31 protein-coding genes and 4 pseudogenes are annotated in these 26,076 nt (G+C 55.5%); 18 read left to right on the top strand and 17 right to left on the bottom strand.

Features of this window, described 5'->3' with window-relative positions; genetic code table 11:
- Window positions 1–292: 292 nt before the first annotated feature.
- Complete coding sequence (locus J2X66_RS28945) at window positions 293–1,081, bottom strand: nucleotidyltransferase domain-containing protein (protein WP_010457953.1); 789 nt, start codon at window positions 1,079–1,081, stop codon at window positions 293–295.
- A 588-nt stretch (window positions 1,082–1,669) separates the two neighbouring features.
- Between J2X66_RS28945 and J2X66_RS28940 the strand changes: the two genes are divergently transcribed.
- Window positions 1,670–1,822 (top strand): hypothetical protein, encoded by a 153-nt coding sequence (locus J2X66_RS28940; RefSeq protein ID WP_158283938.1) that lies wholly within the window; start codon window positions 1,670–1,672, stop codon window positions 1,820–1,822.
- Window positions 1,823–2,136: 314 nt separating this feature from the next.
- Here the strand turns inward: J2X66_RS28940 and J2X66_RS28935 are convergent, their stop codons facing one another.
- From J2X66_RS28935 to J2X66_RS28925, 3 genes are all read right to left on the bottom strand, one after another.
- On the bottom strand, window positions 2,137–2,613 hold the full coding sequence (locus tag J2X66_RS28935; RefSeq protein WP_310271751.1) for an antitoxin Xre/MbcA/ParS toxin-binding domain-containing protein: 477 nt from the start codon (window positions 2,611–2,613) through the stop codon (window positions 2,137–2,139).
- A 188-nt stretch (window positions 2,614–2,801) separates the two neighbouring features.
- Window positions 2,802–3,020 carry a BPSL0761 family protein gene (locus J2X66_RS28930; RefSeq protein ID WP_310271748.1) on the bottom strand — a complete coding sequence of 73 codons (219 nt, stop codon included), beginning with the start codon at window positions 3,018–3,020 and terminating at the stop codon, window positions 2,802–2,804.
- 369 nt (window positions 3,021–3,389) lie between these two features.
- Complete coding sequence (locus J2X66_RS28925; protein ID WP_310271745.1) at window positions 3,390–3,578, bottom strand: AbrB/MazE/SpoVT family DNA-binding domain-containing protein; 189 nt, start codon at window positions 3,576–3,578, stop codon at window positions 3,390–3,392.
- Window positions 3,579–3,865: 287 nt separating this feature from the next.
- Here J2X66_RS28925 and J2X66_RS28920 point away from each other — a divergent pair, with 287 nt between their 5' ends.
- The gene (locus J2X66_RS28920) at window positions 3,866–4,084 is read left to right on the top strand and encodes a hypothetical protein (RefSeq protein ID WP_109787213.1); all 219 of its coding nucleotides are present in this window, start codon (window positions 3,866–3,868) and stop codon (window positions 4,082–4,084) included.
- A gap of 274 nt (window positions 4,085–4,358) precedes the next feature.
- On the opposite strand, the gene J2X66_RS28915 is transcribed toward J2X66_RS28920, so the two are convergent.
- The 9 genes and pseudogenes from J2X66_RS28915 to J2X66_RS28875 all read right to left on the bottom strand — a co-directional run bounded on the left by J2X66_RS28915 (window position 4,359) and on the right by J2X66_RS28875 (window position 10,788).
- A complete protein-coding gene (locus J2X66_RS28915; RefSeq protein WP_310271742.1) occupies window positions 4,359–4,928 on the bottom strand; it encodes a lipid-binding SYLF domain-containing protein in 570 nt (189 codons plus the stop codon).
- A 252-nt stretch (window positions 4,929–5,180) separates the two neighbouring features.
- A pseudogene (locus J2X66_RS28910) lies at window positions 5,181–5,800 on the bottom strand (tyrosine-type recombinase/integrase).
- A gap of 77 nt (window positions 5,801–5,877) precedes the next feature.
- Entirely contained in the window at window positions 5,878–6,039 is a 162-nt protein-coding gene (locus J2X66_RS28905; RefSeq protein WP_405046818.1) for a hypothetical protein, read from the bottom strand.
- A gap of 23 nt (window positions 6,040–6,062) precedes the next feature.
- Window positions 6,063–6,266 carry a hypothetical protein gene (locus tag J2X66_RS28900; RefSeq protein WP_310271739.1) on the bottom strand — a complete coding sequence of 68 codons (204 nt, stop codon included), beginning with the start codon at window positions 6,264–6,266 and terminating at the stop codon, window positions 6,063–6,065.
- A 42-nt stretch (window positions 6,267–6,308) separates the two neighbouring features.
- Entirely contained in the window at window positions 6,309–6,587 is a 279-nt protein-coding gene (locus J2X66_RS28895) for a hypothetical protein (protein ID WP_310271735.1), read from the bottom strand.
- A 411-nt stretch (window positions 6,588–6,998) separates the two neighbouring features.
- A complete protein-coding gene (locus tag J2X66_RS28890; RefSeq protein ID WP_310271732.1) occupies window positions 6,999–8,345 on the bottom strand; it encodes an SMI1/KNR4 family protein in 1,347 nt (448 codons plus the stop codon).
- Between the two features lie 370 nt (window positions 8,346–8,715).
- A complete protein-coding gene (locus J2X66_RS28885; RefSeq protein ID WP_310271730.1) occupies window positions 8,716–8,958 on the bottom strand; it encodes a hypothetical protein in 243 nt (80 codons plus the stop codon).
- Window positions 8,942–9,538: a hypothetical protein gene (locus J2X66_RS28880; protein WP_405046817.1), complete on the bottom strand. Its 597-nt coding sequence runs from the start codon at window positions 9,536–9,538 to the stop codon at window positions 8,942–8,944. Before J2X66_RS28880 ends, J2X66_RS28885 begins: the two co-directional genes overlap by 17 nt.
- Window positions 9,539–9,882: 344 nt before the next feature.
- Window positions 9,883–10,788: an S-type pyocin domain-containing protein gene (locus tag J2X66_RS28875; protein WP_310271727.1), complete on the bottom strand. Its 906-nt coding sequence runs from the start codon at window positions 10,786–10,788 to the stop codon at window positions 9,883–9,885.
- A gap of 992 nt (window positions 10,789–11,780) precedes the next feature.
- Here J2X66_RS28875 and J2X66_RS28870 point away from each other — a divergent pair.
- Window positions 11,781–12,104 carry a DUF4810 domain-containing protein gene (locus J2X66_RS28870; protein ID WP_310271722.1) on the top strand — a complete coding sequence of 108 codons (324 nt, stop codon included), beginning with the start codon at window positions 11,781–11,783 and terminating at the stop codon, window positions 12,102–12,104.
- A gap of 396 nt (window positions 12,105–12,500) precedes the next feature.
- Here J2X66_RS28870 and J2X66_RS28865 read toward each other — a convergent pair.
- The 4 genes and pseudogenes from J2X66_RS28865 to J2X66_RS28850 all read right to left on the bottom strand — a co-directional run.
- Window positions 12,501–12,689, bottom strand: a pseudogene (locus J2X66_RS28865) (hypothetical protein); the annotation flags it as partial.
- Between the two features lie 75 nt (window positions 12,690–12,764).
- A pseudogene (locus J2X66_RS28860) lies at window positions 12,765–13,202 on the bottom strand (transposase); the annotation flags it as partial.
- Between the two features lie 191 nt (window positions 13,203–13,393).
- On the bottom strand, window positions 13,394–13,600 hold the full coding sequence (gene yidD / locus J2X66_RS28855) for a membrane protein insertion efficiency factor YidD (protein ID WP_310271719.1): 207 nt from the start codon (window positions 13,598–13,600) through the stop codon (window positions 13,394–13,396).
- Window positions 13,597–13,839 carry a DUF4177 domain-containing protein gene (locus J2X66_RS28850; RefSeq protein WP_310271716.1) on the bottom strand — a complete coding sequence of 81 codons (243 nt, stop codon included), beginning with the start codon at window positions 13,837–13,839 and terminating at the stop codon, window positions 13,597–13,599. Before J2X66_RS28850 ends, yidD begins: the two co-directional genes overlap by 4 nt.
- A 140-nt stretch (window positions 13,840–13,979) precedes the next feature.
- Between J2X66_RS28850 and J2X66_RS28845 the strand changes: the two genes are divergently transcribed.
- The 15 genes and pseudogenes from J2X66_RS28845 (at window position 13,980) to katG (ending at window position 25,950) form a co-directional block, all read left to right on the top strand.
- Window positions 13,980–14,273, top strand: coding sequence for a hypothetical protein (locus J2X66_RS28845; protein WP_310271713.1), 294 nt, complete (start codon window positions 13,980–13,982; stop codon window positions 14,271–14,273).
- Window positions 14,270–14,842, top strand: a complete 573-nt coding sequence (locus J2X66_RS28840; protein WP_310271710.1) for an ABC-three component system protein — start codon at window positions 14,270–14,272, stop codon at window positions 14,840–14,842. The genes J2X66_RS28845 and J2X66_RS28840 overlap by 4 nt, the downstream gene beginning before the upstream one ends.
- Complete coding sequence (locus tag J2X66_RS28835) at window positions 14,836–15,342, top strand: ABC-three component system middle component 5 (protein ID WP_310271707.1); 507 nt, start codon at window positions 14,836–14,838, stop codon at window positions 15,340–15,342. The genes J2X66_RS28840 and J2X66_RS28835 overlap by 7 nt, the downstream gene beginning before the upstream one ends.
- A complete protein-coding gene (locus tag J2X66_RS28830; protein WP_310271704.1) occupies window positions 15,332–17,248 on the top strand; it encodes an AAA family ATPase in 1,917 nt (638 codons plus the stop codon). The genes J2X66_RS28835 and J2X66_RS28830 overlap by 11 nt, the downstream gene beginning before the upstream one ends.
- A gap of 93 nt (window positions 17,249–17,341) precedes the next feature.
- Complete coding sequence (locus J2X66_RS28825) at window positions 17,342–17,500, top strand: type II toxin-antitoxin system PemK/MazF family toxin (protein ID WP_310271701.1); 159 nt, start codon at window positions 17,342–17,344, stop codon at window positions 17,498–17,500.
- A 121-nt stretch (window positions 17,501–17,621) separates the two neighbouring features.
- Window positions 17,622–17,871 (top strand): annotated as a pseudogene (locus tag J2X66_RS28820) (antirestriction protein ArdR).
- A gap of 350 nt (window positions 17,872–18,221) precedes the next feature.
- Window positions 18,222–18,539, top strand: coding sequence for an IS66-like element accessory protein TnpA (gene tnpA, locus J2X66_RS28815; protein ID WP_310271698.1), 318 nt, complete (start codon window positions 18,222–18,224; stop codon window positions 18,537–18,539).
- A 201-nt stretch (window positions 18,540–18,740) separates the two neighbouring features.
- Entirely contained in the window at window positions 18,741–19,058 is a 318-nt protein-coding gene (tnpA, locus tag J2X66_RS28810) for an IS66-like element accessory protein TnpA (RefSeq protein WP_310271698.1), read from the top strand.
- Entirely contained in the window at window positions 19,055–19,390 is a 336-nt protein-coding gene (gene tnpB / locus J2X66_RS28805; RefSeq protein WP_040266828.1) for an IS66 family insertion sequence element accessory protein TnpB, read from the top strand. The genes tnpA (J2X66_RS28810) and tnpB overlap by 4 nt, the downstream gene beginning before the upstream one ends.
- A gap of 51 nt (window positions 19,391–19,441) precedes the next feature.
- A complete protein-coding gene (tnpC, locus tag J2X66_RS28800) occupies window positions 19,442–20,968 on the top strand; it encodes an IS66 family transposase (RefSeq protein ID WP_310271694.1) in 1,527 nt (508 codons plus the stop codon).
- Window positions 20,969–20,988: 20 nt separating this feature from the next.
- Window positions 20,989–21,579, top strand: coding sequence for a nucleotidyltransferase family protein (locus J2X66_RS28795; protein WP_310271691.1), 591 nt, complete (start codon window positions 20,989–20,991; stop codon window positions 21,577–21,579).
- Window positions 21,580–21,724: 145 nt separating this feature from the next.
- On the top strand, window positions 21,725–21,961 hold the full coding sequence (locus tag J2X66_RS28790; protein ID WP_310271688.1) for a hypothetical protein: 237 nt from the start codon (window positions 21,725–21,727) through the stop codon (window positions 21,959–21,961).
- 124 nt (window positions 21,962–22,085) lie between these two features.
- The gene (locus J2X66_RS28785) at window positions 22,086–22,274 is read left to right on the top strand and encodes a hypothetical protein (protein ID WP_310271686.1); all 189 of its coding nucleotides are present in this window, start codon (window positions 22,086–22,088) and stop codon (window positions 22,272–22,274) included.
- A 241-nt stretch (window positions 22,275–22,515) separates the two neighbouring features.
- Window positions 22,516–23,502 carry a LysR substrate-binding domain-containing protein gene (locus J2X66_RS28780; RefSeq protein WP_310271683.1) on the top strand — a complete coding sequence of 329 codons (987 nt, stop codon included), beginning with the start codon at window positions 22,516–22,518 and terminating at the stop codon, window positions 23,500–23,502.
- 213 nt (window positions 23,503–23,715) lie between these two features.
- Window positions 23,716–25,950: a catalase/peroxidase HPI gene (gene katG / locus J2X66_RS28775; RefSeq protein WP_310271680.1), complete on the top strand. Its 2,235-nt coding sequence runs from the start codon at window positions 23,716–23,718 to the stop codon at window positions 25,948–25,950.
- Window positions 25,951–26,076 lie beyond the last annotated feature (126 nt).

The following is a 26,076-nucleotide window of genomic DNA, read 5'->3' as shown; positions in this document are numbered from 1 at the left end:
TCCTCGCTCAGACCGTTGATGCAGTGACGCACGCCGGTGAATTACTCGTTGCCGAATGGGGAAGGGTAGGAGGACCACGTGGTGAAGGCGACAAGGCAGAAGTGGATATGGAAATTGAAGCTGTTGCGAAATTGCATTCCACTTGCCCACCCGTTTGCATTCGACTTGGCCAGCACGCTTCGTAACTATGACCGGCAAAGAGCGACCCAAAGCGGATGGTCAAAGTGAACGCGTGCGCATTGCTTTGACGATCCGTTATCGGTCTTTCAAACGCTTTATTCCATTGGGCACCTCATCCCCAAGTTTCTTTGAGTACAGTTCGAAACAGCTCCGAAAGTAATGGCTCAACGTCTTTGCGCTCGGTGCGTATCGGCTTAATGGACTCAAGTCGATTCAGTTCACGCTCAATGAATTGTTGGATGGGAGTGATCTGGGGTGATAACCCCATCTCCGGAGACGCGCGCTTGATCGCAAGCAATTCATCAATGGCCTGCTGGAGCCCGGACTCTCGCTCGATGACACCGCGCAGCTTCTCAAACTCTATGGGGGCAGGTGTACCAAACTGCTCAAGCCACCGCACCGATAACAGCGGGCGCAGAACGTAGAAGTATTTTTTCAGCGGTACCTGAGGGGCCTGCAAATATCCCCTATAGTTGGTTTTGGCCATGCTGCGATAGTGGTAGATGCCACTCTCCACCGAATACACCTGCGGCAATAACTCCTTTGCCCGCTCGTGGAAACAGCCAGCATGCTCGTAAATGATGGTCGACTGTATCCACTCCACAAAGCCTGGATTGGACTTCCAAAATAGCCTGAGTGCCTTACGTAGATCCCAGCCATTGATATCCATGTCGTCAATGATCGGATACTCGATGACGTCGCGTTGCTCCTCGAGGCCGACAGAGAGATACCACTCGGGTTTATTTACGTAGATGAAGCGTGCGTCGTAGTCGCTGTTGGGAGAGGCAAATCCCCAGGCACGACTGCCAGACTCAATAGCTAAAAGAACTTTCACGTCATGCTCGTTCTCAGCACGACGTAGCCGGTCTCGAACCTCTTCTTGAACAACGATAGAAACCATGAGCCAACTCTAATTAGACGATGTTTCGACTGCACGCTACTCATCCCGTGGTGGATTGTCCAGTGACCGCTTCTGGCCGTACTTTGCCGGTCTTCACTGTGGGAATACTGGTAGATTTCGATGCATTCGGGTGGTTCGGCGCTGCATTTCGTAGCTAGGCGCGCAGCTTACGCTGCGCGTAAAGCTTTAGGATTAAGTAAAGAAATTTTGTCATTGCGGTTGATTTATGCATTCAGAGAAAAGATTTCTTTCCCTTAGAGCTGATATTTAAGTGCAAAGTGGAGAAACAAAACGACGCATCAACCCGCGCGCGATGAGTTTCGTCGTCATTGGGTTTCTCGGTATCACGAGTAGTCGAAATCGACCCAAAGAGAGGGTGGCGACAGGCAGAAATCGGCTTCAATCTCACCAGCTTTGAGCGAATACGATAAACAGCGCTAGGTTGGCTAGGTTGGCTAGGGAAGGTTGGGCTGACTGCGCATGTAGGTACTCACCTTAAATTGTGCAAGGTGAACTGGACGGACGCTTACCTCCAAGTTGCGTAGACACGTCCAGTAGGCATCACAGTGAGGCTTTGCAGGAGGCGCCATGATCAAGCTGAATCGCTTCGGTGCCCTCCAACCGGCAAAATGCTCGCCCGTTCTTGGTTATGACGAAACTGTGCCCCTGGGCGACCAGCGCAATAAGGCGTCGGAGTCGCCGGCGAGCTTGGCTACAGCTGACGGTTGTCAACATAACTGAGGCACCTCTTGTATGGGGTTCTAGGGCGTAGCGTCATGCAGCCCTCACGTGCAGTGCAGTTCGTCGCACCTATAATCGTAACCGTTAGGCAAACACGCTCCAGCGTCCCCCTAAACGAAAAGCCGAAAATCAGTACCTGCCCAGTCATTTAGCTGACGCCGCGTCAGCGGGTCTCGATGAAACATTCGGTTTTTTCTCAACACTCGGCTGGCAGTGGTTGGTCGACCATGGCAATACCGACCCGTCGGATTCCCCAGGATGAATCGCGAAGACCGGTCGCACATTTCGCCCTAGATTATTGCCAACGCCTTCCATCAGGTTGCACCACCCCACTCAAGGGCCTGAAGAATACGACGAACTTGTTTAGCGCCGATCTCGGTTTCGCAGAGCATGATCGGTGCCGTCCCACCGAGCGCTTTATTCGGTGCCGACATCCACTGTGTGGCTGTCATTTGTGTCTCAAATATCGCCTCAGCCAAGCGACTGAGCGTAGCAATTCTGTCCACACGCTCGGAGGCGACAGAATCCAGTTTCTTGTGCTCTCGCCGGCGTCTTTCCAGGGTCGACATTGCGGCATTGAGCAGCGTTTCCAGGTGGCGCTCTTGAAGGTCGAAGGCCAAACGAACAACCTGGATGAGGTCAGCGGGCAACCCTTCTTTAATTTGGTGCAGCCTCCGCGCATCCGTCAGCGACTCTTGATCGGAACTGAATCGCCAAAAGGCCGTGATCGCCACCTCTCGAGACACCTCTTTCTTTTTTACCGGACGTCGAGTCGCAGTTGAAGTGCTCATTAACACTTCCCCCCAATGATTGCCCATCCAAAGGAATATGAGCTAACACCGGTCTAACCGGAAGCGCCATTGAACGCCAGTGGAATTCCATAACACCCTAGGTCGATGAGGCGAGGGAGCCCTTTCCCCTCTACCTACCCATGGCTCAGGATCAGCGGCTTTGGGCTGATGATGAGTGGCCACGGCGGTCAATCGATGCTGGAGCTCAGGAAGGGTTCGGTCAGTCGGTCGACTCTGCGCTCTTCGAGCTGCCCAGCCAGTAGGATCTCGTTGGCAAGGGGATAATGGTGTAACAGCTGACGGGCCTGACGGCGAATGGACTCTGACTGCGCAGGATCTTGCGCCAGCTCGACCAGAAGGTCTCGCGTCTGGATGAGTGCGCGCGTGCGCTCGTTAGGCATTGTCATGGTGTCCTCCTCGCACACACCGTGCACGGTCCAGCCGCTCTGCGCTCGCTGGCGTCCGACGCAGTTTTCTGCCTGGTAAATCGCCTACAGCCTACACCTAGCAAGGCTGCACATGGAGTCTATCACCGGGATCGGCCCGGGCTTTTCGAGAATCAGACCCCAGCCCTTCTCGGCGTACCGTTCATCAAGGCCCGCGGGGGAAAAACCGTGCTGAGGTTTGAGAATCTTGGTTTCTCACACCTGTTGAATTGCTCACTTCAAGGGTGAGTTGGCCATGTCACCGCCGGCAACTTGTGTTCAATCGCCGCCGCTGAGATGTGCCGTTCGCTTATGCCCGTTTGAAGATTAGGTGAAGCGCGCGGGCTCGACTCAGGGTGTAGCCGAGTCGCTCGACTTCGGCGTCAGAACTATCGCATCTTCGATCACTTCAATCGTCAACACGTCACCGATGCTCAGTCCAAAACTGGCGAGAAGATCCGTCGGCAAGTCAATGATGATGTCGCCACTTCCATCCAAAGGATCTTGGCATTTCACTGTCCAACGTTTGGCTTCGGTCATGATGTTACTCACACTTTTTGTCGTGGCGGGGACGATTCATTAAGCTCGCAATGTCTTCGCAAGTTAAATCATGATGCTGACTGCTGAGGACTTCTTCTGGTCGTTCACTTCTGGTCATGTTTGCTAAGGGAATGGGTCCAATCCGGGGAAAGTGGCTGGTTAGGTCGAATGCAAATGGGTGGTCAAGTCAGTTCAAACACCCAGGTGTCAGCGGATCTGGAGAAGTGGCTCCAGCCAGCGGTGAGTTCAGCTAGTCTTCCCGCACCGGTTACTCAACGACGACCCCCATGCCAGATAACTCTGAAACGAATATAGCCACAGCAGACGCTCTGACACTGCTCCTGCACAACCAGCACGCCATATGTGCGGCCATTGAAGAGGTGACCAAGTGGCTCTCTGAGAATGGAGTGGGGAGTGTTGCCGCTAACGCAATTGCTGCCATGGAAACGCTGGACAAGAATGCTCAAGGCATCACAGACGCTATCATGAGACTACGGCAATTATAGGCATCATCTAACGCCCTGTTACCCATCTTTCACTAGCGAGTCCCGATGTAATGCGGGAAAAAATGGGATTCTTTGTGGGAGATTACATTCCACTCGCCCCCCATTTGTATGTCCACCGACCAGCCGTTTGAATTCAACTTGACCAACAGGCGCCGCAGTGACGACCGGCAGAGAACGACTCATTGCTGCCCTCCGCTAAGGGCAGCCAGGGATTGTGAATTCAGCAGGTCGATGCAACACAACCCAACTCAGTGTTAGCGATATGCAGACGGCCTCAACGATTGAGCCTGGTAATTTTTGAACCCTGCAATCCCAGCCCGGCCATTAAGCCCTTTTGATCAAAGATGAACGCATAGACATCGGACTGAGCCGTCGAGGTAGTCAACGATTTGGCCATGCCCGAATCTACGACCACGATGCTTGGGCCCACGCCGACCTCAAATCCATTAACATTTTTCAGGTCGTTCATCGCTGAATAGGTCATGAAGAACATCACGTATCCAAACCGCTGCACGCCCGCCTGAAGGCCGTATGAGGCCGCTGTGGTCGCGAAGTATCCCGTGACTTTTCCGTTCTCAATGAGTTCGCCTTCGCCATGCTGTGCGCCGGCGATGAGGCCCGCTTTCAGCACATCAGGGAAAACGAGGATACCCTTGGCTCGCTGCGCCAGGGCGCGCGCTTGCGGCGTTTTGGTATACAAACTCTGTAACGCCGCGTTCGCGTCCCGGTTCATTTCTGCGTTAGCAGCCTTCACATCTGAGGCGGAAGTAGATTGATTCGTTTGGCAGCCCGCCGTGATCGCGAGTATTGAAATCATTGCCATCATTCGAAGATATTTGATCATGAGCAATACTCCGTTTCTGAACCTGCCATTGGGGAACCTGCGTGGCGATAGCCGTTGCGGATCAAAGACTGACGGGGTCGATCTTTCCCTTAGACTTTAATCCTAATAAGCAGTTGGTCAAATGCCATGCACATGCACATGCATGTGCCTCAGACGAAATCGACAGTCAGCTGTTGGCCGATCTCTGCCCTTTACGAAGGGCGGCTTTGGGTCGAATAGCGACGGTCTAGCATCGACCGTCACTAAGGATGCTCAGACTTCAGTCTGTTCCGCCATTTCCAGGGCATCATCGACCTCGATTCCCAGGTATCTGACGGTGCTTTCAAGCTTCGTATGTCCCAGCAAGAGTTGAACTGCTCTCAGGTTCTTTGTTCTGCGATAGATCAACGATGCCTTGGTTCGTCGTAGCGTGTGAGTACCGTACATGGTTGGGTCAAGGCCAATGGCGGTCAACCACGCTTTGACTATTCGAGCGTACTGTCTGGTGGAGAGATGGTTAGAGTCATGCAACCGGGTCGGAAACAAGAAATTCTCACTGCGCAGGTGGCCTGATGCATCCAAACCTCCAAAACCGTTCGGGTTTGCTCAGTGATTTCAAATTGTACTGGGTGATGAGTTTTCTGCTGCATCACGATGACCCGTGACGACACATGTCCCCCGTGGGCTATGTCTCGGACTCGCAGCTTGGTTAAGTCACAGGCACGCAGTTTGCTGTCGATGGCCAAGTTGAAGAGCGCCAGATCCCGTGTCTTCTCCGCGAGCTGGAGTCTGACCCGAATGGCCCAGATATCTCTGACTCGAAGTGGTGCTTTCTGCCCGACAATCTTTCCCTTGTTCCAAGGCTGATGGCTGTGTGCGGCATTAGTGTTCATGGCTGATCCTCCACGTTGAGGGAGGATGAGGGTGGATCAGTCACAGTGAGTGAGGGGCGCAATCCGACCCACAGCGGTCAGGCTGGCCAGGTGCGCACCTTCTCGCGGCGTGAACGCGCCGGCACCCAGCGGGCGCCGCTGCCGCCGAGGCGGATCGACAGCCCCCACTCCGGCCCGCCATCGACCTTGGCCACCAGGCATTCGCGCACGGCGTGCTGCTCGACTAGGGCGCGGAGCACCTCTTCCTGAATGCCTTCACCAATCACTGCTCATGCTCCAGGCGCCGCGCCGTGGCCGCGTTGTCGAAGGCCACATACAACCCTTCAAGGCTCGCCGCGTTCAGCGCCTTGACGGTTTCCAGCCCCAGGACAAAACCTTCAGCGCGATCAGCGGCGCTGATCAGCTCGTCCGCCGTGCGCGCCTGCTGAATGCGCTCCAACAGTTTCAGCGCCTGGGTGCGCACCACCGCCGGCAGGTTCAGCGTGCCAGCGGGTCGGGTCGTGACCAGTCATTGCTCGGCCTCTAGCAGGCGCTGCGTGACGCGCGCATGCAGGTCTTCGCGCACGCGCACCAGGGCGTGGAAGGTGTCGAGGTCGATCACTTGCGCCTGACTCAATGCCGCGCTCCAGCCTTGTGCGTGCGCGGTGCGACGCTCCAGGGCGCTCCAATCGCCGGCCTGCTCCAGACGGTTAGCGATGTCCTGCCAGGTTTCTTGCAGGGAGCCTGGCAGGGGCGGCGTCGGTGGCGGCAGCTGATCGGCCGGGATCGGTGCGGGTGAATGGGGCATGGTGGGATCTCCGTTTTCGAGTCAGTGGCGGTCTGCGCGTAAACCAGACTACGGGGGGATGGTAGACCAGTCATCAAGGGGCTGGTGTCCGTGGCCCATCAAGAAGGCCCCCGCACCGGGCTGAGGTGGGGGGCTGTTGAACATAAGCGGTGATATGAGACAGACAGATGTCAAGGCTAGGTAGAAATGTCTCTCCTCGGGCTAAATAGAAATGTCGCAGCCGGCGTGATCAAGGTTTAAATCATCAATTAAATAGGATCGACCATCATGGGGAGCCCACAGAATTCGGAAATAATCGCCCGGTAAGCATTCGTGACAGTGGACGACCCCTTATGTGGTCTGCTTTGTATCCGTTTGAAGCACACCTCCGGTTGTCGTAAGAACGGCCCTTGGTGCCGCGTCAGAATAGGGTCATTTTTCGTATTTCCTGACGGCTCGCCGGAAAATCTTGCCCGCCAAGACTTCGGCCGCGCTGGGGCTTACCAATTTTACGAGCCCGAGATCTTGAACTCGCGTATCCCGTAGACGCTGTGCGTGCGCTTCGAGCCCGTCAACGCCGAGGTAGTGGCTGAGCTTGCCCTTGCGGACCTTTTTGGCGTCGGCTTCACGGTCCTGCAGCAGTGCTGCTGCGGCTTGGGTATAGGCCGCAGCCACGTCCACACCTTGCCGGGACAGGGCCGCTCCGATGTGGCGCGCGCTCTCTTGTACGCCGTAGGCGACGCATTGGGCCATTACGGCGGCGCTGGGCAACACGCCAGCGTCGAGAAGCTGGTTGACTAGCTCGGGAGAAACCGGGCCGGACACCGAAGCAAAGGCATCTGTCCTCACCGGTGCCCCAGCTTTAATCAGAGCCGTGGTGGCGGCATAAGCGCCTAGTGCCAACGCATACTCGGTAGGGATGGCGCTGCCGGCCAACACCTCACTGAAACTCACACCGGCTGCCGAGAGCTGCGCCACAAGTGCTGCATCGTCGCGGTCAATCGCGTGACGCAGTGCACTGCGCGCCAGCGCTGACTGCTGTGCCAGCGTCCCGTTAGCCAGTGGCGTTTGCCAGTCGACCATGGCATGGCGGTAGAAGGCAATCAACTTCTTAGCCAGCGTATCCGACATGCCTTTGTCCTTTCGGTGCTCGTCGAGATAGTCGAGCAACTCCTCGCTTACACAATACTGGCTGGCTGGGTTCAGCGGGTCAGTGTCTAGCTGCAGCGACTGGAATGCAGCATGTAAGTCAGGCGCGACGGTGGCGAGACCATCCTCATGCATGGCGCCACGCCAGGCTGATGGCAACCCCTGCTTCCAGGCCAGCACATAGCCGTAGTCGTCGGCTTTCGGGTCGGTAACCACATAGATACGATTACAGTACTCGAAGCCGCCGAAGGGAAGTACGCCGAGTTCGCCGCTCCAAACCTGGCCGCGTTCGGTGGCTGCGTCATCAGCCAGCTCTCGCTCATGTTCGATCCAGCCAGTCAGGTCGCGATAGCCATCGCTGCCGTTGTAGAACAATTCGATCCAGTTGATGGCTTCCTCGTTGCCATTCATGGGTAGGGTTAGGTCGTAGGCGAGTCGACCGCCTGCCGTCAGTTGCCACAGTGCAACAAGAGCGGGAGGGATTTTGCCGCCACATAGTGCCTGTACTGCGGCGATCTGATCGGAGGCCATCGGTGGTTGCGCGTCGAAGATCACCCGGCCTGCGAATAGGACGATACCGTGTGTTCGCAATTGCGAAGTTTCTTCAAGAGAAAACGAGTGTGCTTGCATTACCCCACATCCCTCAACGAAAGTATTGTCAAATGTAAGGGACTGACGAACACTCCTTTCGAGCCCGGCCGATGAGGTGTGTTCGCTGGCTCTTACAGAAAACGGAATTTAAAGCACGTTAAACGGGTGCCAGCGCTCGTAATGGCATGAGCGTCAACTTGACCTAACGTACGTTCCCGTTCCGTTGCTCAACCCCCGGCTAGTCAGGATAAAAGATCACGCCTCTGCGAAGCGCGACCGATTGCGCCAGCGGATCGCTGCTGGTGCCAACCAGAGTGTCCTTCGAGCGGTAAGTGTCGTAGCCCGCTCAGGTATTGGAGTACCGCTGTGATGCGATATCGAAGTGCGGCGCAGCACTCGACTTTATGTGCTAAAGCTCAACGCTGTACTTGGGGATACCCAACTTTCCCACGTAGCGATTCAGTGAGTCGAGCGAACGAAAGACCCGTACCAGCTCACGGCGCGAGCGCAACGGGTAGTGCTTGCCGCCGCCACTGTAGCGCACCTGTATCTGCCAGCCGATGCCGTCTGGCCCCGGCAGTACCAACACCTCCCTGGCAGCCCCTGCGGCTACCAGAGCGTGCAACGCCTCGGCGCTAATCGATTGGCGCATGCTCAGTTCCTCTCGCTCGCTTGCCGTTGCAGCGCCTGGGAGGGGGACGACGCATCCCCAGAGCCTCGGCGATGTCTTCGGGAGACAGATCTCGCTGGCTTTTTTGACATGGAACACTGGTCAGGCGTTTCGTATCACCTGGCCGCCCCGGGGGCGATGGTGGACGCCGGCTGTCGCGTTGGGCCTGGACCGTCTGGGCGACCTGCAGCACATGCCCCAGTCGTTTGTTATCGACGATGGCCCCCTGATCGATTTCACTCAGTCGGTCGTAGGGCACACACGGCAACACGGTGTCACCATCGCGCGGTTCGATGCGCCCATCCGGGTAATGAACGATCTGGATATAGCGGCCGGCCAGGCGCCGGCTGTGCGGGGTATCGGTGAGCAGATACAGGACCTTGTCGTACTGCACGGTCAGGCTTTTCGACAGGCGCCGCGGCTCCTGCCAGGCGAAGATTAACTCCATATTTTCGTCGTCGCGCACCGGTCGATGGGCATCGTGATCGGAACGTGGGGCCTTGGCGAAGCGTGCGTTGTAATCGGCGATGAAGTGCGGCAGAAACGCATTGGCGTCGGCCATGGTGCTGACTTCCCCGCAGCCGCAGCTCCTTGACCAGGCGATCCTGCAGGGTGAGGTTTGCCCGTTCCACGCGGCCCTTGGCCTGGCTGCTGTTGGCACAGAGGCTGTCGATGTTCAGCTCATACAGGGCGCGGCCAAACTGGGTGTGACCGGCACCGCCCTGGGGCTCCTTGTGGTTGCTGCGAAACACGCTGGCCTTGTCGCTGTAGAAGGCCCGGGACCCAAATGCCCGCCGGAACGAGTCGAAACTCTAAAACTCCCACTTTTGAAGCGGGTCGGTGTGCCAAGCCCAGATCGAGCATGGTTGAGCCATTCTCGCGAGACATTTTCACCGCCCCCAATAGTCACATAGCCACACCAAGTTCACTCAGGCGCACACTCAGCGACAGGTAGATCGGCGCAATCGTTGGTTGGCTTGGAAACCAGATAATCGCGTCCAGGTAATCGGGTGGGTGCACCGGATTGACCAGGATACGGTCAGCCTGCTCAGTCGGTGGATATACCCACGCCGCAGGCTGCAACGAGGCTCCCTCCAGCGCTGGAATCCGTAATACGACATTAAGATCGACGGAGGGGGTCCAGATGACCTCGATGCCATTCCCCATGGCCGCAACCAGTTGCTCACCACTTACCTGCGCCGCGATTACGGGTACACTCTGCCACTCTCGTTTTGTCCCGGTATAAAATCCGTACAGACTCAGGGTGCCATCAGGCTGGTGTTTAACGCTTACTCGCACCCGTGTAACGCCTTCGGTCAGCAGTGCGTATTGTTCAGGTCGGTAAAGCGCGCTGTCGGGTGAAGTCGTGTTCGGCAGCACAAGGCCAACGATGATCTTCACATTGGGCGGGGCCAGCGTCGATAAGGTGCCCCCTAAGCGCTTAGTTAATTCCATGACGCTAACTGAACCGCCGATCCACTTCAGCACGGTCCCCGCCGCAGTGACTGCCTTTCCCGTGCCCAAAACAGCATACGCGCCGTACTGACTGAGCAACTCAGTTGGAACAAACCCGTTCGGGTTGCTGAAGTTCATAATCCCGTCTGGTAACGCACACGACTTGGTGAAGACGCAGCCTCTTAGTAACGTTGAGGGCATCTTTTTCGTTGGAGGTGGAGGCTCTGGTCGTGGTGGTGGCTCGACCAATTGCCGATCACGCTTTTCTCTCAATAACGCATCTAGCCGCGTCTTTTCATTCAACGCCCGCTCATAACTCACCTTGCGGTGGTGGCCTGTCCAGTTCCCTTCAGCCATACCGTGCTCTTCCTGACTATTCAGTCAACGAGTGTGACGGCGTAAATCGAAAATAATCTGGACCGTTTGCGCCAAATGCTCTACTGGATGCGTCACCCAACCCCGTGCCTTTTCTTTCTAGGGCTACTCAAAACCGTACTGGAATAGTTGCGACTGCGACTGCGACTGCGACTGCGCTTGCTAGTGCCGTGGATGGTGTGTGAATGGCGCATCCCTCAGCTACCTGGCCGTATCTGATTCAATACGTGCGTCCACCACCTGCTTGGCTGCGCCTTTGTATAGGGTGTGACTGCCATCCCCAAGCTTGTCGTAGGAGGGGGGGCAAACGCGCGGTTTCCTCTAAGGCAACACCCACCCTGCGACTGCTGGATGATTTCAACCGTGTCGGAACTGAAGGTCATAGCAATCTCCCCAAATTTATCGGTGCGACGCTTGCATTTTTATGTCATTTCGGGACGTGCAGTTGACCTATTCGGTCAAACGATTGGCACAAACGGGCGATCCTCTCAGCGTCGCAACCTTTACCCTGATCAGAAGTAATCGAATCAAGGGCAATCGAGAGAGGCCGTTTTTTGGTGCTCTCGATAGCAATAGGCCGCTTTTGGGTGCTTCGGCTCGGTCAACCCTCATCGGTCCAGCAAGGTAACCGGATCACCGATGCCTTGTTGCGCCAATCTGCAAACTAGAACTTCAGGGGTGAACCAGTATGTGAACGGTTCACTTCGGGAGAAGGGCGAGTGGAGAGTAGGGCGAGGTGTCGAGTAATTTTTCTGAACGGTTTTTTTTGGGGGGGGCGCCAGGCCACTACCTAGGAAACCCCGACGCGGTGAACGAACTTGAAACGCCGATCTATTTCAGCTTGGGCGTTTTGCTTTAGTCCCAATAGACGCTGCCGAACGTGTTTTAGGGGGCGCAGAAGAACTAAAACCTATTTATAAAGGGTTGTACGTGTGACTAGGCAAACTTCAAGAATCTGGTGTCTCGCTTGGGTTTTGCTGCTGATCGTTTTGACGATGACAGGATGTAAACAACAAGTGGAGTTACCCCAATGGGACGGCTACACCCCGCCGGTTTTTCCTGATTACCGGGGAGACGTCGTACAAGCGCAGATTGCTACTTTGGAAGCGGACATCGAGGATTATGAGACGCATGATCTTGACGTTCCTCCGGGTTATTACGCCCAGTTGGGCCTGCTGTATTTTAGTTTGGGCAGAACTGAGCAACTGCGTCAGCGGATCAAGGCCGAAGACGATCCTTTTTCCGCGTCGACCGACTACATGGATGCCTTGATGAAGAACGCCCCGACAGTCGAGTGACTCGCAGGCACCGCCCGAGAGATTGATCGGAAGCGTGTACGGGCTTGGTTTTCTTTTGTGTGTGGCGATTTGCCGCGCCATCATTTTTGAGAGTTGTCAAATGGATGTTCGTCCGTTGGTCTTGCAGGTCTCCCCGTCATCTGACGTCGAGCTGTCGGGTGAGCGCCTTTGTCGCCAGCCCCAGCGCGGCATGGGAGGCTGTTGACCAGCGTCATGTGCCGGCAACCTCTGTGGGGTCAGGTCGACTACGTCGGGGTCAGTGCGTTGGATGCCAGCCTAAACCACTTGGGAAATGGCGCATTGATCGTTATCGCTTCGTCCTATACCAGCGGCTTGCAACTGGACAGCAGTGACGGTTGCAAGTTGTTGGCTGAAACCGATTTTGGCCTGGCAGTCGGCAAGCGTCAGCTCGATGAATTCCTCGTTGCGGTCGATTGTGTCTAGGGCGCTGCGGACGTTATCGGCGACGTCTGCCGAGCCGCGAGCTTCCACCAAATTTGATAGCTCCATGATGGACGCCTCGAGGACGAGCTGATTCTTATTGGTCTTGAACAGCAGTGAAGGGGGCAGGTCAGAATTTTGCATCGCGAACCCTCCGTGGGGTTTTCAGCGTAGCAGGAGGATTGGGAGTGGTGTTCGTTCGGCGTAAACGAACGGGGGTCACAGGATGCGTAAAGGCATCCAGTTATGCGGCAACAACTCGGCGATCTCGCTTGCACGCTGCGTTGGTAGTCGCGCCAGAACGTCTTTCAAATAAGCATATGGGTCATGCCCATTGAGCTTGGCCGACTGGATCAGGCTCATCAGCGCCGCTGCGCGTTTGCCGCTACGTAACGATCCTGCGAAGAGCCAATTCTTGCGTCCAAGAGCCCATGGCCGGATCTGCCGCTCGATGTGGTTGTTATCAATTGGCACCGCGCCGTCATCCAGATACCGTGACAACGCCGCCCAGCGTTTCAGGTTGTAATCCAGAGCTTTGGCGATGGCCACGCCATCGTGCACAAGTTCGCGCTTGGCGATCATCCAGGCGTGCAGCATTTCCATCACGGGAACGGCTTTTTCTTGCCGTATTCGTCGCCGAAAATCCGGCTCCAGGTCGCGGATCGCAATGCTTGCATTGCAAAGGTTCGGCACCCAGGCCTTTTGGTATGTGTCGGCTTCCCATTCTCGCTTGTTCTGATCACAGGCGGAGCTCATCTTGATGCCCATGTTCCTTGTTCGTTTGGATTGGTGACTAGGCGAGATTGGGGTGGCCTAAGGTGGCCTTGGTCATCCAATCCCGCACTCGCTTAAGGTAGGTCCACTCCGCCGTTTGGGTGCCGACACCTGCAAATGCGTCCAATCGCCTTGCGGCAGCCTTTCAGAACGCCATGGATCTCGATAGCTTGAATCGCGTAGTTCGAACAGGTGGGCTCAAACCGGCATGCCTCTCGCAATCGGGTTGGCGCCACTCGCTGATACCAGCGAATGGCTGACACGGCGAGCCCTCTAATCATTGAGGCTTGCGCAAAGAGATGACGTAATAATTGTCCAGTTCATTTTTCTTCCCCAGTAACGCCGCGAAGCACCCTGGTTTAACGGACACGCCAATAGTGTCGATACGATAAAACTCCCATCCATCTTGGGCGTGAGTGTTAACTACATTCTGTAGATAAGCTGCGGCTTCATTTCCCCGATGTTCCTTTGCTCTAACCTCAATGTTCGGCGGTACTTGAACCATTTTGTAGATAAACATTCGTGACTCCCCAACAAGTGCTTGTATTGCCTCGAGCACATGCAGTAGATGGGGAGTCTGTTCGGTGCTCGCTGCGAAGCTTTACGATTTGGGCCCGATGCGCGAAGATAGCTTTTTGATAGCCGCTCACTGGATGCATTATGGAAGGATTCTGGACCGGTGCCGTGAAGTATTGCGGCATCACCGCCGTAGCTGGATTTGTTGGCTACACGGTTTACCCGCAGATCATTGCCTCTCCCTACCTGAAAAACCTCACGCACACTGAGTTGTTCGCCCTTCTGGGCCTGATCGTTATCGTGGTTTTCGGCCTTTGCCTTGCCCTAATCAATGCCGGTGGCAAACGCAATCCCGGGAACAACACGGTCAACATCAAAGGCTCCACCGTGCATGGAAACGTCCAGGCCGGCAATAATACAACCCGCGAAAACAAATGAATAAAGCGAATGTGTGGGGCTCCCAGATTCACGGGGGGCTCAGGGTGGGTGACGATACCAATTACATCATCAATCTTGCCCCGCCGGACCCCACGGCCATCACGCGTGCCTTGGCCAAACTCCAAGAGCTGAGCGAGAACGATGAAGATTTTCAGTGGTTCGTTGAGCGTCTGGACTTTTTCACCAATCAAAAAACTCAGACGCCTGTAATCGGTCTTGAGCAGAAGCTCATGAACGGCGGTAGAGATGACCTCCTTGAGATTGCGATTGAGCGCAAGGATTTCTTTGCGAAGCGCCTCATGAAGTCGCAGCTTAACCGAAGACGCCAAGGCATCTTCCTCTACATCCTTCAGAAGATCAGCTTCGCGTTCGAAGAGTTGGTTCGCCCGCTCATCAAAAAGGGGGCGCCGAACGAGGTAATTGACGGCGTGATCCTGAGTGGAATTATCGACACAATCTACCGCGAGGTCATGGCCGAAGACCCGACCATCGATCAATACATGATCTCCGGCATGCTGTACTTCTTGACCGGGAAATGCCATTTGATCTGGGAAAGGCCAAAATGCTGATGTATCACCCGGCGTTGGACGCCAACCATTGCCTCTACAGAATCGTATCGATCCTGCATGCCACCGGCGATGCACCAATCAGCTGGCCGCTCCTTCGCATGTTGGATTTCTACTACCTGTTCCCCAGCCAGCTCAAAAAAATCAAACCGTGGCCTAGCGAAATTCGAAAACTTAAAGCTCAAGTAATGAAAATCCCTGATCAATTCGAAGACCTGAGCAACCCCACGCGTACGTTTTTTGAGCTGGAAACCTTTCAGAAAACCGCAACGCTCGAATTGATCGCCAAAGGCGTCCTCTCCAAATCCTCTTTCGACAAAGGCATTATGGAACTAGAGCCTGACTCCTTGCCCTCGGCATACACCGCCCTTCTGGATATTGATGACTTCCTCAAGAGCGATGCGTTTGAGGTGATCACCAAAGGCTTGCCGTCCACAAAATTCAGTGGGGCGAACGGTCTTAAATCCCGAACCGGGCTGATGGAGCATGTTTATGACCTCTAAGCCATCAACGTTTTTTGTCAATCGCTTCATCATCGTCAAAGGCAGCAAAGCGGTATACGACGAGGTCTTCCACAGAGGCGTCAATATCATTCGAGGTGCCAATAGCGTGGGCAAGTCCACGATCATGGACTTCTTATTCAATTGCCTCGGTGGGGACATTGCAGAAGACCGATGGAACGAGGAAGCTCAGACATGCGACGCAGTCTTTGCAGAGATCGAATTAAACGGTCACGCTTTGACAATCTATCGGCCAGTACAACCCGGCAAGAAGCCCCCCATGGGCTTCTTCGACGGCAGTTACGAACAGCTCCAAGCCGCCAATACGGCGGCAGTCTGGCAGAGCTATGGTATCAATCGTACCGATGAAAAACTCAGCTTCTCCCAACAGCTCTTTGAACTCTTGGACTGGCCTCACAGCCAGACTGATGACTTTGCGAACCTCACCATCCACCAGATCCTGCGCCTGATTTATGTTGATCAAGGCACTGCAGTTAACAAAATCCTGCGAGCTGAATACTCAACGTTCGACAAGCCCAGCATGCGCCAAGCAATCGGAGACTTCCTGCTTGGTCTGGATGACCTTGGCATCTATTCGCTTAAGCAGCAGCTGTCAAAAGCAGAGTCTGAGTTCGCGAAAATCGATGGTCAGCTGGACTCCATTTACAGATACATTTCCCCTTCCGAAGGTGTGCTGCGTGTAGCCTCTCTCAACAGCGCCATCGGGGACGCTAATAAGGAACTCCTGGAGCTGCTCGCTCACAGAGACACATTGCTGACCCAGTCTGACGAATCAATCTCGGACGCTGTCCTCAAAGCCAAAGCTGAACAGGCTAGCCAACAGATCGCCGAGCTCACGAAAGAAATCGACATCCGGACTGCTAAGCAGGCCGAAATGCTCAATGAGATCGTCGAGTCCGAGCTGTTCATCACAGCTATCGAGTCGAGGATCAAGGCGCTCAAGGAGTCCCGTACCGCCTATGAATTCTTTGGTGAAGTCAGGTTCAAATTCTGTCCAAGCTGCTTATCCGCTTTGTCAGATTCGGGCAAAGAGCAGTGCCACCTGTGCAAAACCGAGTTGGACAAGAACTCCAGAGAGGCTTCATATCTCGCAGCTCTGAATGAGCTGGCGTTTCAGAAGAAAGAGAGTACGAAGGTGCTGGTTGAGCTGCGAACCAAGCTGAGTGAGCATGCTCACTATCTGAATTCAAAGCAGTTCGCACTCCAAACGGTTAAATCTAACCACATCATGGCGCTTCGAATGAGTTCCGATCGTGTGCTCAAGCTCAACGAGCTGTCGGCAAAAATCGGCACCATCGAGGAGCGCATTAAAAACTATGATACGAAGGCCAAGCTGGTAGGGGCTGTAGAGGGGCTTATTGAGAAAAAGCAGAACCTCAATGCTATTATGCTGGAGCTGGATGAGCAGATTAAAGCAAGCAAATCGCAAACCAGCTCGCGCCGTGAATCCATCGAAAGCAATCTTTCTGAAAAGACAGTCGAGCTTCTCAAGAAGGACGGGGGCTTTGAGCCCGCCTTCAACGTCGCACAAACCGTCATGTTCGATTTCGGCAAAGACTTCATGCTGGTCGACGGACGTTCGAAATTCTCTGCCAGCTCCGAAACCATTTTGAAGAACAGTTTCCATCTAGCGATTCTGCTGGAATCGCTGGAGGATGACAGCATGCGTTATCCAAGACTGCTCTTACTCGATAACACCGAGGACAAGGGAATGGGCCCCGATCGCAGCCAGAATTTCCAGAGAGTACTTGTAGAGGCGCTTACGGAGCATGATGAGAAATCTTACCAGGTCATTATGACCACTTCGATGGTCGACCCGGCGCTTGATACGTCCGACCTCTGTGTAGGACCACATTACGCGAAAGGTATGCACACATTAAGTCTTTAGAGCGCGTTCATAGTTGACTCCGCCGAGGAGGGCCTCACGGTCATAGCGCCTATCACTCAGAGCGGCGATTTTGCCCGGTAAGCCGGTTTCGCGGTGCCGTTAAGTGCTTCAGACGTCGAGACACAGGGTGTTGTCCTGTGTAACCAGATTCGCACCGTCGATCTTGAGGCCCGTGGCGCCAAGCGTATTGAATCGGCTCCTGATGTGGTGATTGACGATGTGCTGGCCCGAGTCCAGGCGCTTTTTCAATAACCTGGATAAGCCCAGCAGCCTGACGAGGCTGCATTGGAAAGCGTTCATTGCCCATTAAGTTGGTAGGGGACAGTCATTGAGCGCTTTACCAATGCAGCTGCGACACGAAGGAAAATCCGACATGAGCCAAGTTATCGAAGCGCTCTGCGCAACTGCCACTCGGTGGCGTGAAGGCAACCAGGAGCACCGTGGCGTCGTCGTGCTGGTGTGGCAAGGCTCGGTATGGGTGGAGGAACTCGTTGCGTGATGCGGGCCACGAACGCCCTAGCGTGTACGCCGTGGATGAGGCCGGTCACGTCTTTATTGCCGAAGGTGGCGACGACGAAAACGGCGCTAAATGCTGGGTCGCGGCTGATTTGGCCAGTACGTAGGAAAATCCCGTCCAGGTACGTCCAGGCCCGGCAGTCAAACGTTGGGCTAAAGTCCGTAGAAGGACGCCCGTGTTTGCGTCCGCGAACCCGCTTAAGTAGACAGGAGCTCTGTGCATGAGCCCTTCTCCGGAAAAGACGCAGATCCGCGTCAATGCGACCCTGGACATGATCAATCAGGCCGCCGATCCGCTCAGGGGGGGCTTTTGCTGTGGCCTACGCCATTGGCTACATTGATGCCCTGACCGATGAATGTAAGCGGATGGCGAATACACCTACCGAACTCCAGCATTAAGGGCGATGGTGTCCGCGTATTTTAAGCGGACGCGATCACCCTTATCGCCAGGATATCCATGCGCCAACGAAGCTCTTACCCCAAACCATTCAAAGCCCAAGTCGTCCAGGAATGCCTGCAACCGGGAGCGACGATTTCCAGCGTAGCCATCCATCACGGCATCAACGCCAACGTGATCCGCAAGTGGCTACCGACTTATCGGGATCAATCGCCTGCAACCTTGCCGGCTTTCGTTCCGGTAAAAACGGTACCAAGGCGAGCATCAGAAGAAATGGTGATCATCTCGCTGCCTCTGGGTGATAAATCCATCACCGTAAAATGGCCAGCCTCGGATCCGGACGGCTGCGCCTGTTTCATTCGTAGCCTGACCCAATGATTCGCGTCGATGCAATCTGGCTCGCCACCGAGCCTATGGACATGCGCGCCGGCACTGAGACTGCGTTGGCCCGAGTGGTCGCGGTGTTCGGTGCGGCGAAGCGTAAGCGGATGGCGAATACACCTACCGAACTCCAGCATTAAGGGCGATGGTGTCCGCGTATTTTAAGCGGACGCGATCACCCTTATCGCCAGGATATCCATGCGCCAACGAAGCTCTTACCCCAAACCATTCAAAGCCCAAGTCGTCCAGGAATGCCTGCAACCGGGAGCGACGATTTCCAGCGTAGCCATCCATCACGGCATCAACGCCAACGTGATCCGCAAGTGGCTACCGACTTATCGGGATCAATCGCCTGCAACCTTGCCGGCTTTCGTTCCGGTAAAAACGGTACCAAGGCGAGCATCAGAAGAAATGGTGATCATCTCGCTGCCTCTGGGTGATAAATCCATCACCGTAAAATGGCCAGCCTCGGATCCGGACGGCTGCGCCTGTTTCATTCGTAGCCTGACCCAATGATTCGCGTCGATGCAATCTGGCTCGCCACCGAGCCTATGGACATGCGCGCCGGCACTGAGACTGCGTTGGCCCGAGTGGTCGCGGTGTTCGGTGCGGCGAAGCCGCACTGCGCCTACCTCTTTGCCAACCGTCGGGCCAATCGGATGAAAGTCCTGGTGCACGACGGCGTCGGTATCTGGCTGGCGGCACGGCGCTTGAACCAAGGTAAGTTTCATTGGCCAGGCCTCCATCGTGGAACGGAGGTCGAACTCGACCCCGAACAACTCCAGGCGCTGGTACTTGGATTACCCTGGCAACGAGTCGGTGCGGGCGGCGCAATCACATTGCTTTAAATGCTGCCTTTTAGCTGAAGCAGTCGGGCTGCCTTGGTAAAATCCACCCCCATGACTTCCTTGCCCGATCTCGACCAAATGACCCCCGAACAACTGCGCACACTAGCTGCGCAGTTGATGTCCAAGGTCGACACCCAGAGCCGAAAGATCCATCGTGATGAAACGATTATCGAGCAGCTCACTCACGAGATCGCCATCCTTAAACGGCACAAGTTCGCCAAGCGCAGCGAGCAGATCAGCCCGGCGCAGGGCAGCCTGCTCGATGACCTACTCAATACCGACCTCGAAGCCATCGAGGCGGAGTTAAAAGCCCTTCATCCCGCTCCTGCACAGGCAGAACCACGCCAGCAACCCAAGCGTGTGCCGTTGCCACCGCAGTTCCCACGTACTGTGATCCATCACGAGCCGGACAATACCCAGTGCGCGTGCGGCTGTCAGCTTCAGCGCATCGGTGAAGATGTCAGCGAAAAGCTGGACTACACGCCGGGTGTGTTCACCGTCGAACAGCATGTGCGTGGGAAATGGGCATGTCGGCAGTGCGAAACACTGATCCAGGCCCCGGTGCCGGCGCAGGTAATCGACAAGGGTATCCCCACTGCCGGCCTGCTGGCCCACGTGATGGTGGCCAAGTTCGCCGACCACCTGCCGCTGTACCGGCAAGAAAAGATCTTCGGCCGTGCCGGCTTGGCCATCCCGCGCTCGACACTGGCGCAGTGGGTGGGTCAAACCGGCGTGCAGCTTCAGCCCCTGGTCGATGCGTTGCGCGAAGTAGTGCTGGCCCAGCGCGTGGTTCACGCCGATGAAACGCCGGTACAAATGCTGGCTCCAGGAGAGAAGAAAACCCATCGTGCTTACGTCTGGGCCTACAGCAGCACGCCATTTTCGGCACTCAAGGCTGTTGTCTACGACTTCAGCCCCAGCCGTGCCGGCGAACATGCGCGCAACTTCCTGGGCACCTGGAACGGGAAGCTGGTCTGTGATGACTTTGCCGGCTACAAGGCCAGCTTTGAGCTGGGCATCACCGAGATCGGCTGCATGGCCCATGCACGCCGTAAGTTCTTTGACTTGCATGTAGCCAATAAAAGCCAATTGGCGGAGCAGGCGCTTCACTCGATTGGCGGGCTTTACGAAGTCGAGAGACACGCCAAGGAAATGAGCGACGAAGACCGTTGGCGATTACGCCAGGAAACAGCAGTGCCCATCGCTGAAAAGCTGCATGAGTGGATGCTGGCCCAACGCGAATTGGTGCCCGAGGGTTCGGCCACGGCCAAGGCTTTTGATTACAGCCTTAAACGCTGGGTAGCGCTGACGCGGTACCTGGCAGATGGTGCTGTGCCCATCGACAACAACCAGATCGAGAACTTGATCCGGCCGTGGGCGCTTGGACGGTCGAATTGGTTGTTTGCCGGGTCGCTGCGCAGCGGCAAGCGGGCGGCGGTGATCATGAGCCTGATCCAATCGGCGCGTATCAATGGGCATGATCCGTATGCTTACCTCAAGGATGTGCTGATGCGGTTGCCGACGCAGCGAGCTAGCGAAATCGCCCAGCTGCTGCCGCATCAATGGATATCTGCATAGCTTGAAAAGGGGAGTTTTTCGTGGACGATATATCGATAATCCAAGCGCTTATTTCAGAAGATCCCATCCGCTGGCGACTACTGAAAATGGTGCGTTCCCTCAATTTGCCAGACTGCTGGATAGGAGCAGGTTTCGTCCGAAACGCGGTTTGGGACTATTTACACGGGCGCAGTCCTTCTCCTGTATCAACAGACGTCGACGTCATTTGGTTTGATCATAAACGTTGCTCTCCAGAGGAAGATAAAGCCTTGGAGACTCTCCTCGGAGGGCTAGACCCTACCGCAATGTGGTCTGTAAAAAACCAAGCCAGAATGCATGTTCAGAATGGGGATGAACCATACCTTTCAACGACCGACGCAATGCGCTACTGGCCGGAAACCGCAACGGCGGTAGCCGTCAGACTAGGAGAGTCAGGTTCATGCGAGATCGCAGCGCCATTGGGCCTCGATGATCTGTTTGGGTTGGTTATCAGGCCAGCAGGGAGGTTTGCCACGGAGAAAACAAAGATCTATCAAGAACGCTTCAAGTCCAAAAGCTGGATAGAGATCTGGCCACTTCTCACGCTTGCTTCAGCGCCTTTACCTTCAATCCCTTGCGTCAAGGCGACTTAACCGGACGCTTACCGATGAATGCCTGATCAGCGTCGACGGCGCCGAGCTGTACCGGCAGGACACATATGGGCGGCGGGTGCGGCTGGCCACGTTTGGCGTGACTCTGGACCGCGACGCCCCCTGACAACACAAAGGAACTTCTGCCATGAGCGTGATCGATCTGCCAATGCTGAAGCAGCAAACGCTGGATGAGCTGCGCCATGATCTGGCGAATCTGGAGGATGAAACTGCCTATCAGGATCTGTCGCAGACCCAGGGCTTTCACCAAGGCCGCTTGCGCTTGATGCTCGCTCTGGGCGGAATCAATGAAGCGGAGCATGATCAGTTAGAGCTTGAGCTGTTGCAAGCGATCATCCGCGAGCGAGAGCGGCGCGATTCCTGATCCGCAATGCCGACGACGTGGACGGACCGCGCGTTACTCATAACGAACCGAAAGGAAAAGAACCCCGACCGTCTGCGGCATTGATAGACTGCCGCCGCCAATCACTGACAAGGAGCAACACCGCATGGCATTCGAAGGCGTTAAAGAGATAAAGCACACCCACGACAGCAAGATGGTCAATGCGCTGATCGCAGCCGGTTGGGAGTTGCTGGGCATGACCCCAGGCACCACCGAGGAAGGTCACCCTTGGCCGCTTTACACCATGGGCTGGAAACATGAGCGCGTAGCGGTGCAGGTGCGCCAGGATTGGTAAGCCCGCTGTCAAGGCCAAGTACAGTCGTCCTGGTCTTAGCCGAAAACCGCTTAGGGGTGTCATTTCGCCCCCTGCCGGAACCGACTCCTATTTAGCAATAGGTACACAAATAGGGCGAACACTGAACAAAACCTTGTACTCTGTGTGGCTAAGCTTTCTTCTGTGTCAGGCATGACAGCGTTACATGTAATTGCTATGACTGCGTTACCACCCAGGTGGGTACCTTTCGAACGAGAATCCCATGACCTTACGCGAACTCCGTTATCTAGTGGCTCTGGCGGATCACCGTCACTTCGGCCGTGCAGCTGATGCTTGTCACGTCACTCAATCTACGTTGTCCACGCAATTGCGCAAGCTGGAGAACTATCTGGGGCAGGTACTGGTGGACCGTCAGAGCAAGCAGCTCATGCTCACGCCAACAGGAGAGCAAATCGTCGAGCGCGCACGCCATATGCTGGTTGAGGCCGACACCATTCTTGCCCTGACACGGGCACGCCGGCAACCGTTGGAGGGTATGCTTACGCTGGGCATCATTCCTACTCTGGCCCCTTATTACTTACCGCATCTATTACACGCCGTGGAAGCCGCTCATCCCAAATTGCAGTTGATGATACAGGAAGGCTTAACTGGCGATTTATGTGAACGACTCAACGATCAGTCCATCGACACCGCGTTGCTGGCGCTGCCGAACGTGCTCGCACAGACGATGTCGCGCTCTGCTGAGTGCCTGCGCTGCGAGGCTGTCGTGCAGGGGGTGCCGCATCAGCTCGATCGTGAATCCCATGATCAGCGGGTGCTGTTTGATGAGCCATTCTGGGTAGCGATGCCACTGGGTCACGCGGCGACTGACCAGGACAGTGTAAAGGTTGACACGTTGGACGACCTAAAGTTACTGCTGCTCACCGACGGTCATTGCCTACGTGGGCAGGCGCTGGAAGCCTGTGGTCGCAGTGACGAGCAGGCTGGTGGCTCGGCAGATTGCCGAGCCACCAGCCTGGAAACACTCCAGCATCTGGTTGCTGCGGGTCGCGGTTGTACGTTGTTGCCCGCCCTGGCAGCCAGCAAGGCTGACACCACACGGCTCAGCATAAAGCCCTTGCACGGCAATGAGTACCGTCGCATTGGGCTGGTGTGGCGCCGCTCCCATCCACGGACACAAGAATTTGATCTGCTTGCCAACACACTACGAAGCACTGCCCCCGCAGGTACCCTACCTTGGCGCTCTTGAGCGTCAGCAATGATGGGGGGTGAACGAACACATTCAACATGACAGGCATGAGAGCACAATGGATTTCAGGCAATCAGGTTCTCAATCAGCCCCATTGGGATCATGAATTGTCTGAACTAAAGGGCGGACTTAGAGTTTGAATCTGATTTGAGACCTGTTTTAGGCCCGGTGATCGCTTGGCTCGGTCCATCTCACTTAAAAGGATAAGTCTCCATGCACATAAAAAAAATACCCTTGACGATCGCGCTGATCGTTGGGTTTTCTCCTCTCGTACATGCCGACAACACTGGTGCGGCCTCTATGGCAGGCAAGCACGAGCAGATGACCAACAAAGACTGGTGGCCCAACCGTCTAGACCTTTCCTTGTTGCGTCAACATAACCCGTCTTCCAGTCCCGCTGATGCAGATTTCAACTATGCCAAGGCATTCAACAGCCTTGATCTGGAAGCAGTGAAAAAGGACATCAAAGCGACGCTGACCAAGTCGCAAGACTGGTGGCCCGCTGACTACGGCAATTACGGTCCCTTCTTTATTCGTATGGCTTGGCACAGCGCAGGCACCTACCGCACGATGGACGGCCGCGGTGGTTCAGACGGCGCTCAGCAGCGTTTCGATCCACTCAACAACTGGCCTGACAACGTCAGCCTCGACAAGGCCCGACGTTTGCTGTGGCCTGTCAAAGAGAAGTACGGTGCCAAGATTTCCTGGGGTGATCTGATGGTGCTGACGGGCACCGTGGCGATGGAATCGATGGGCATGAAAACCTTCGGTTTCGGTGGCGGTCGCGCCGATGACTGGGAGCCTGATCTCGTCTATTGGGGACCTGAAAGCAACTGGCTGGGTGATGAGCGTTACCACGGCGATCGTGAGCTGAAAAAGCCCCTTGCCGCTGTGCAGATGGGGTTGATCTACGTGAATCCGGAAGGTCCGAACGGCAAACCTGATCCGATCGCCGCTGCGCACGACATTCGCGACACGTTTGCGCGCATGGGCATGAACGACGAAGAAACCGTTGCTCTGATTGCTGGCGGCCACACGTTTGGTAAAGCACATGGTGCACATAAACCTGAAGGTTGCCTGGGGGCTGATCCTGCCAGCGCACCGACTGAGCAACAAGGGCTGGGCTGGAAAAATACTTGCGGTAAAGGCAACGCAGAAGACACCATTACCAGCGGCCTGGAAGGCGCTTGGACGTCAAGCCCAACAACATTCACCAACCAATACCTATCTAATTTGTTCGCTTGGACATGGGTTCAGACCAAGAGTCCGGCGGGCGCCACCCAGTGGATTCCGTCCGACCCATCCGCGGCGGCGATGGTGCCTGATGCTCACATTAAAGATAAGCGCCACGCGCCTATCATGTTCACCACGGACCTTGCACTGCGTTTCGATCCTGCATACGAGAAAGTCGCACGTAAATTCTTGGAAAACCCAAAATCATTTGAACTGGCCTACGCCAAAGCTTGGTTCAAGCTGACACACCGTGACCTTGGCCCGCGCACCCACTACTTGGGGGCCGACGTACCGAAGGAAGACCTGATCTGGCAAGACCCAATCCCTGCTGTTGACCATAAACTGGTCGACAGCAAGGACATCGCCACGCTGAAGGCCAAGGTACTCTCTTCTGGTCTGAGCACCGGCGAACTCGTTCGCACCGCCTGGGCTTCGGCTTCTTCATTCCGTGGTTCGGACATGCGTGGTGGCGCCAACGGTGCCCGCGTACGCCTTGAGCCGCAGAAACACTGGAGCGCCAACAACCCAGCTGAACTGACGAAAGTGCTCGCCAAGCTGGAAACTATCCAAAATGACTTCAACAGCAGTCAGAAAGGTGGCAAGAAAGTTTCACTGGCTGATCTGATTGTGATCGCAGGTTCTGCGGCTGTTGAGTCCGCTGCGAAAAAAGGCGGTTACAACGTTGCAATCCCTTTCACGCCAGGTCGCATGGACACTACGCAGGACAAGACTGACGTCAACTCCTTTGCCGTGCTGGAACCAAAGGCAGACGGTTTTCGCAACTACTACAGTACAGAGGCTCGTCTTTCTCCAGCGGAGATGCTTGTCGACAAGGCAAACCTTTTGACGCTGACCACACCTGAAATGACGGTACTTCTTGGGGGTATGCGAGCGCTTGGGGCGAATACGGATGGCGGCAAAAATGGCGTCCTCACCACGCGTCCGGGCACCTTATCCAACGACTTTTTCGTCAATCTGATCGACATGTCAACGGTGTGGTCGAAGTCCTCGACTGAAGGCGTGTATGAAGGTCGCGACCGCAAGACAGGCGAAATCAAGTGGGCAGCGACCCCGGTCGACCTAGTGTTTGGTTCCAACTCGGAACTGCGTGCTGTCTCCGAGTTCTACGCAGCAAGTGATGCCAAGGAGAAGTTCGTCAACGATTTCGTCAAAGCCTGGACAAAGGTCATGAACCTCGATCGCTTCGATATCTAATCGAGCGAACTTGATCTGTGTCCCTAAAAACGCCTCGGTCTATGTCTGACGGGGCGTTTTTTTCATCTCAATTCCTCTGCCCCCGTCTATTCCTGATTTTCAATACCTCATTAGTACCGTGTTTCG

This window comes from Pseudomonas sp. 3296 (assembly GCF_031456615.1).
In the GTDB taxonomy this organism is placed as follows: domain Bacteria; phylum Pseudomonadota; class Gammaproteobacteria; order Pseudomonadales; family Pseudomonadaceae; genus Aquipseudomonas; species Aquipseudomonas mucoides.
Note: the sequence above shows the minus strand (reverse complement) of the source record. Positions and strands in the feature narration are given on the sequence as shown.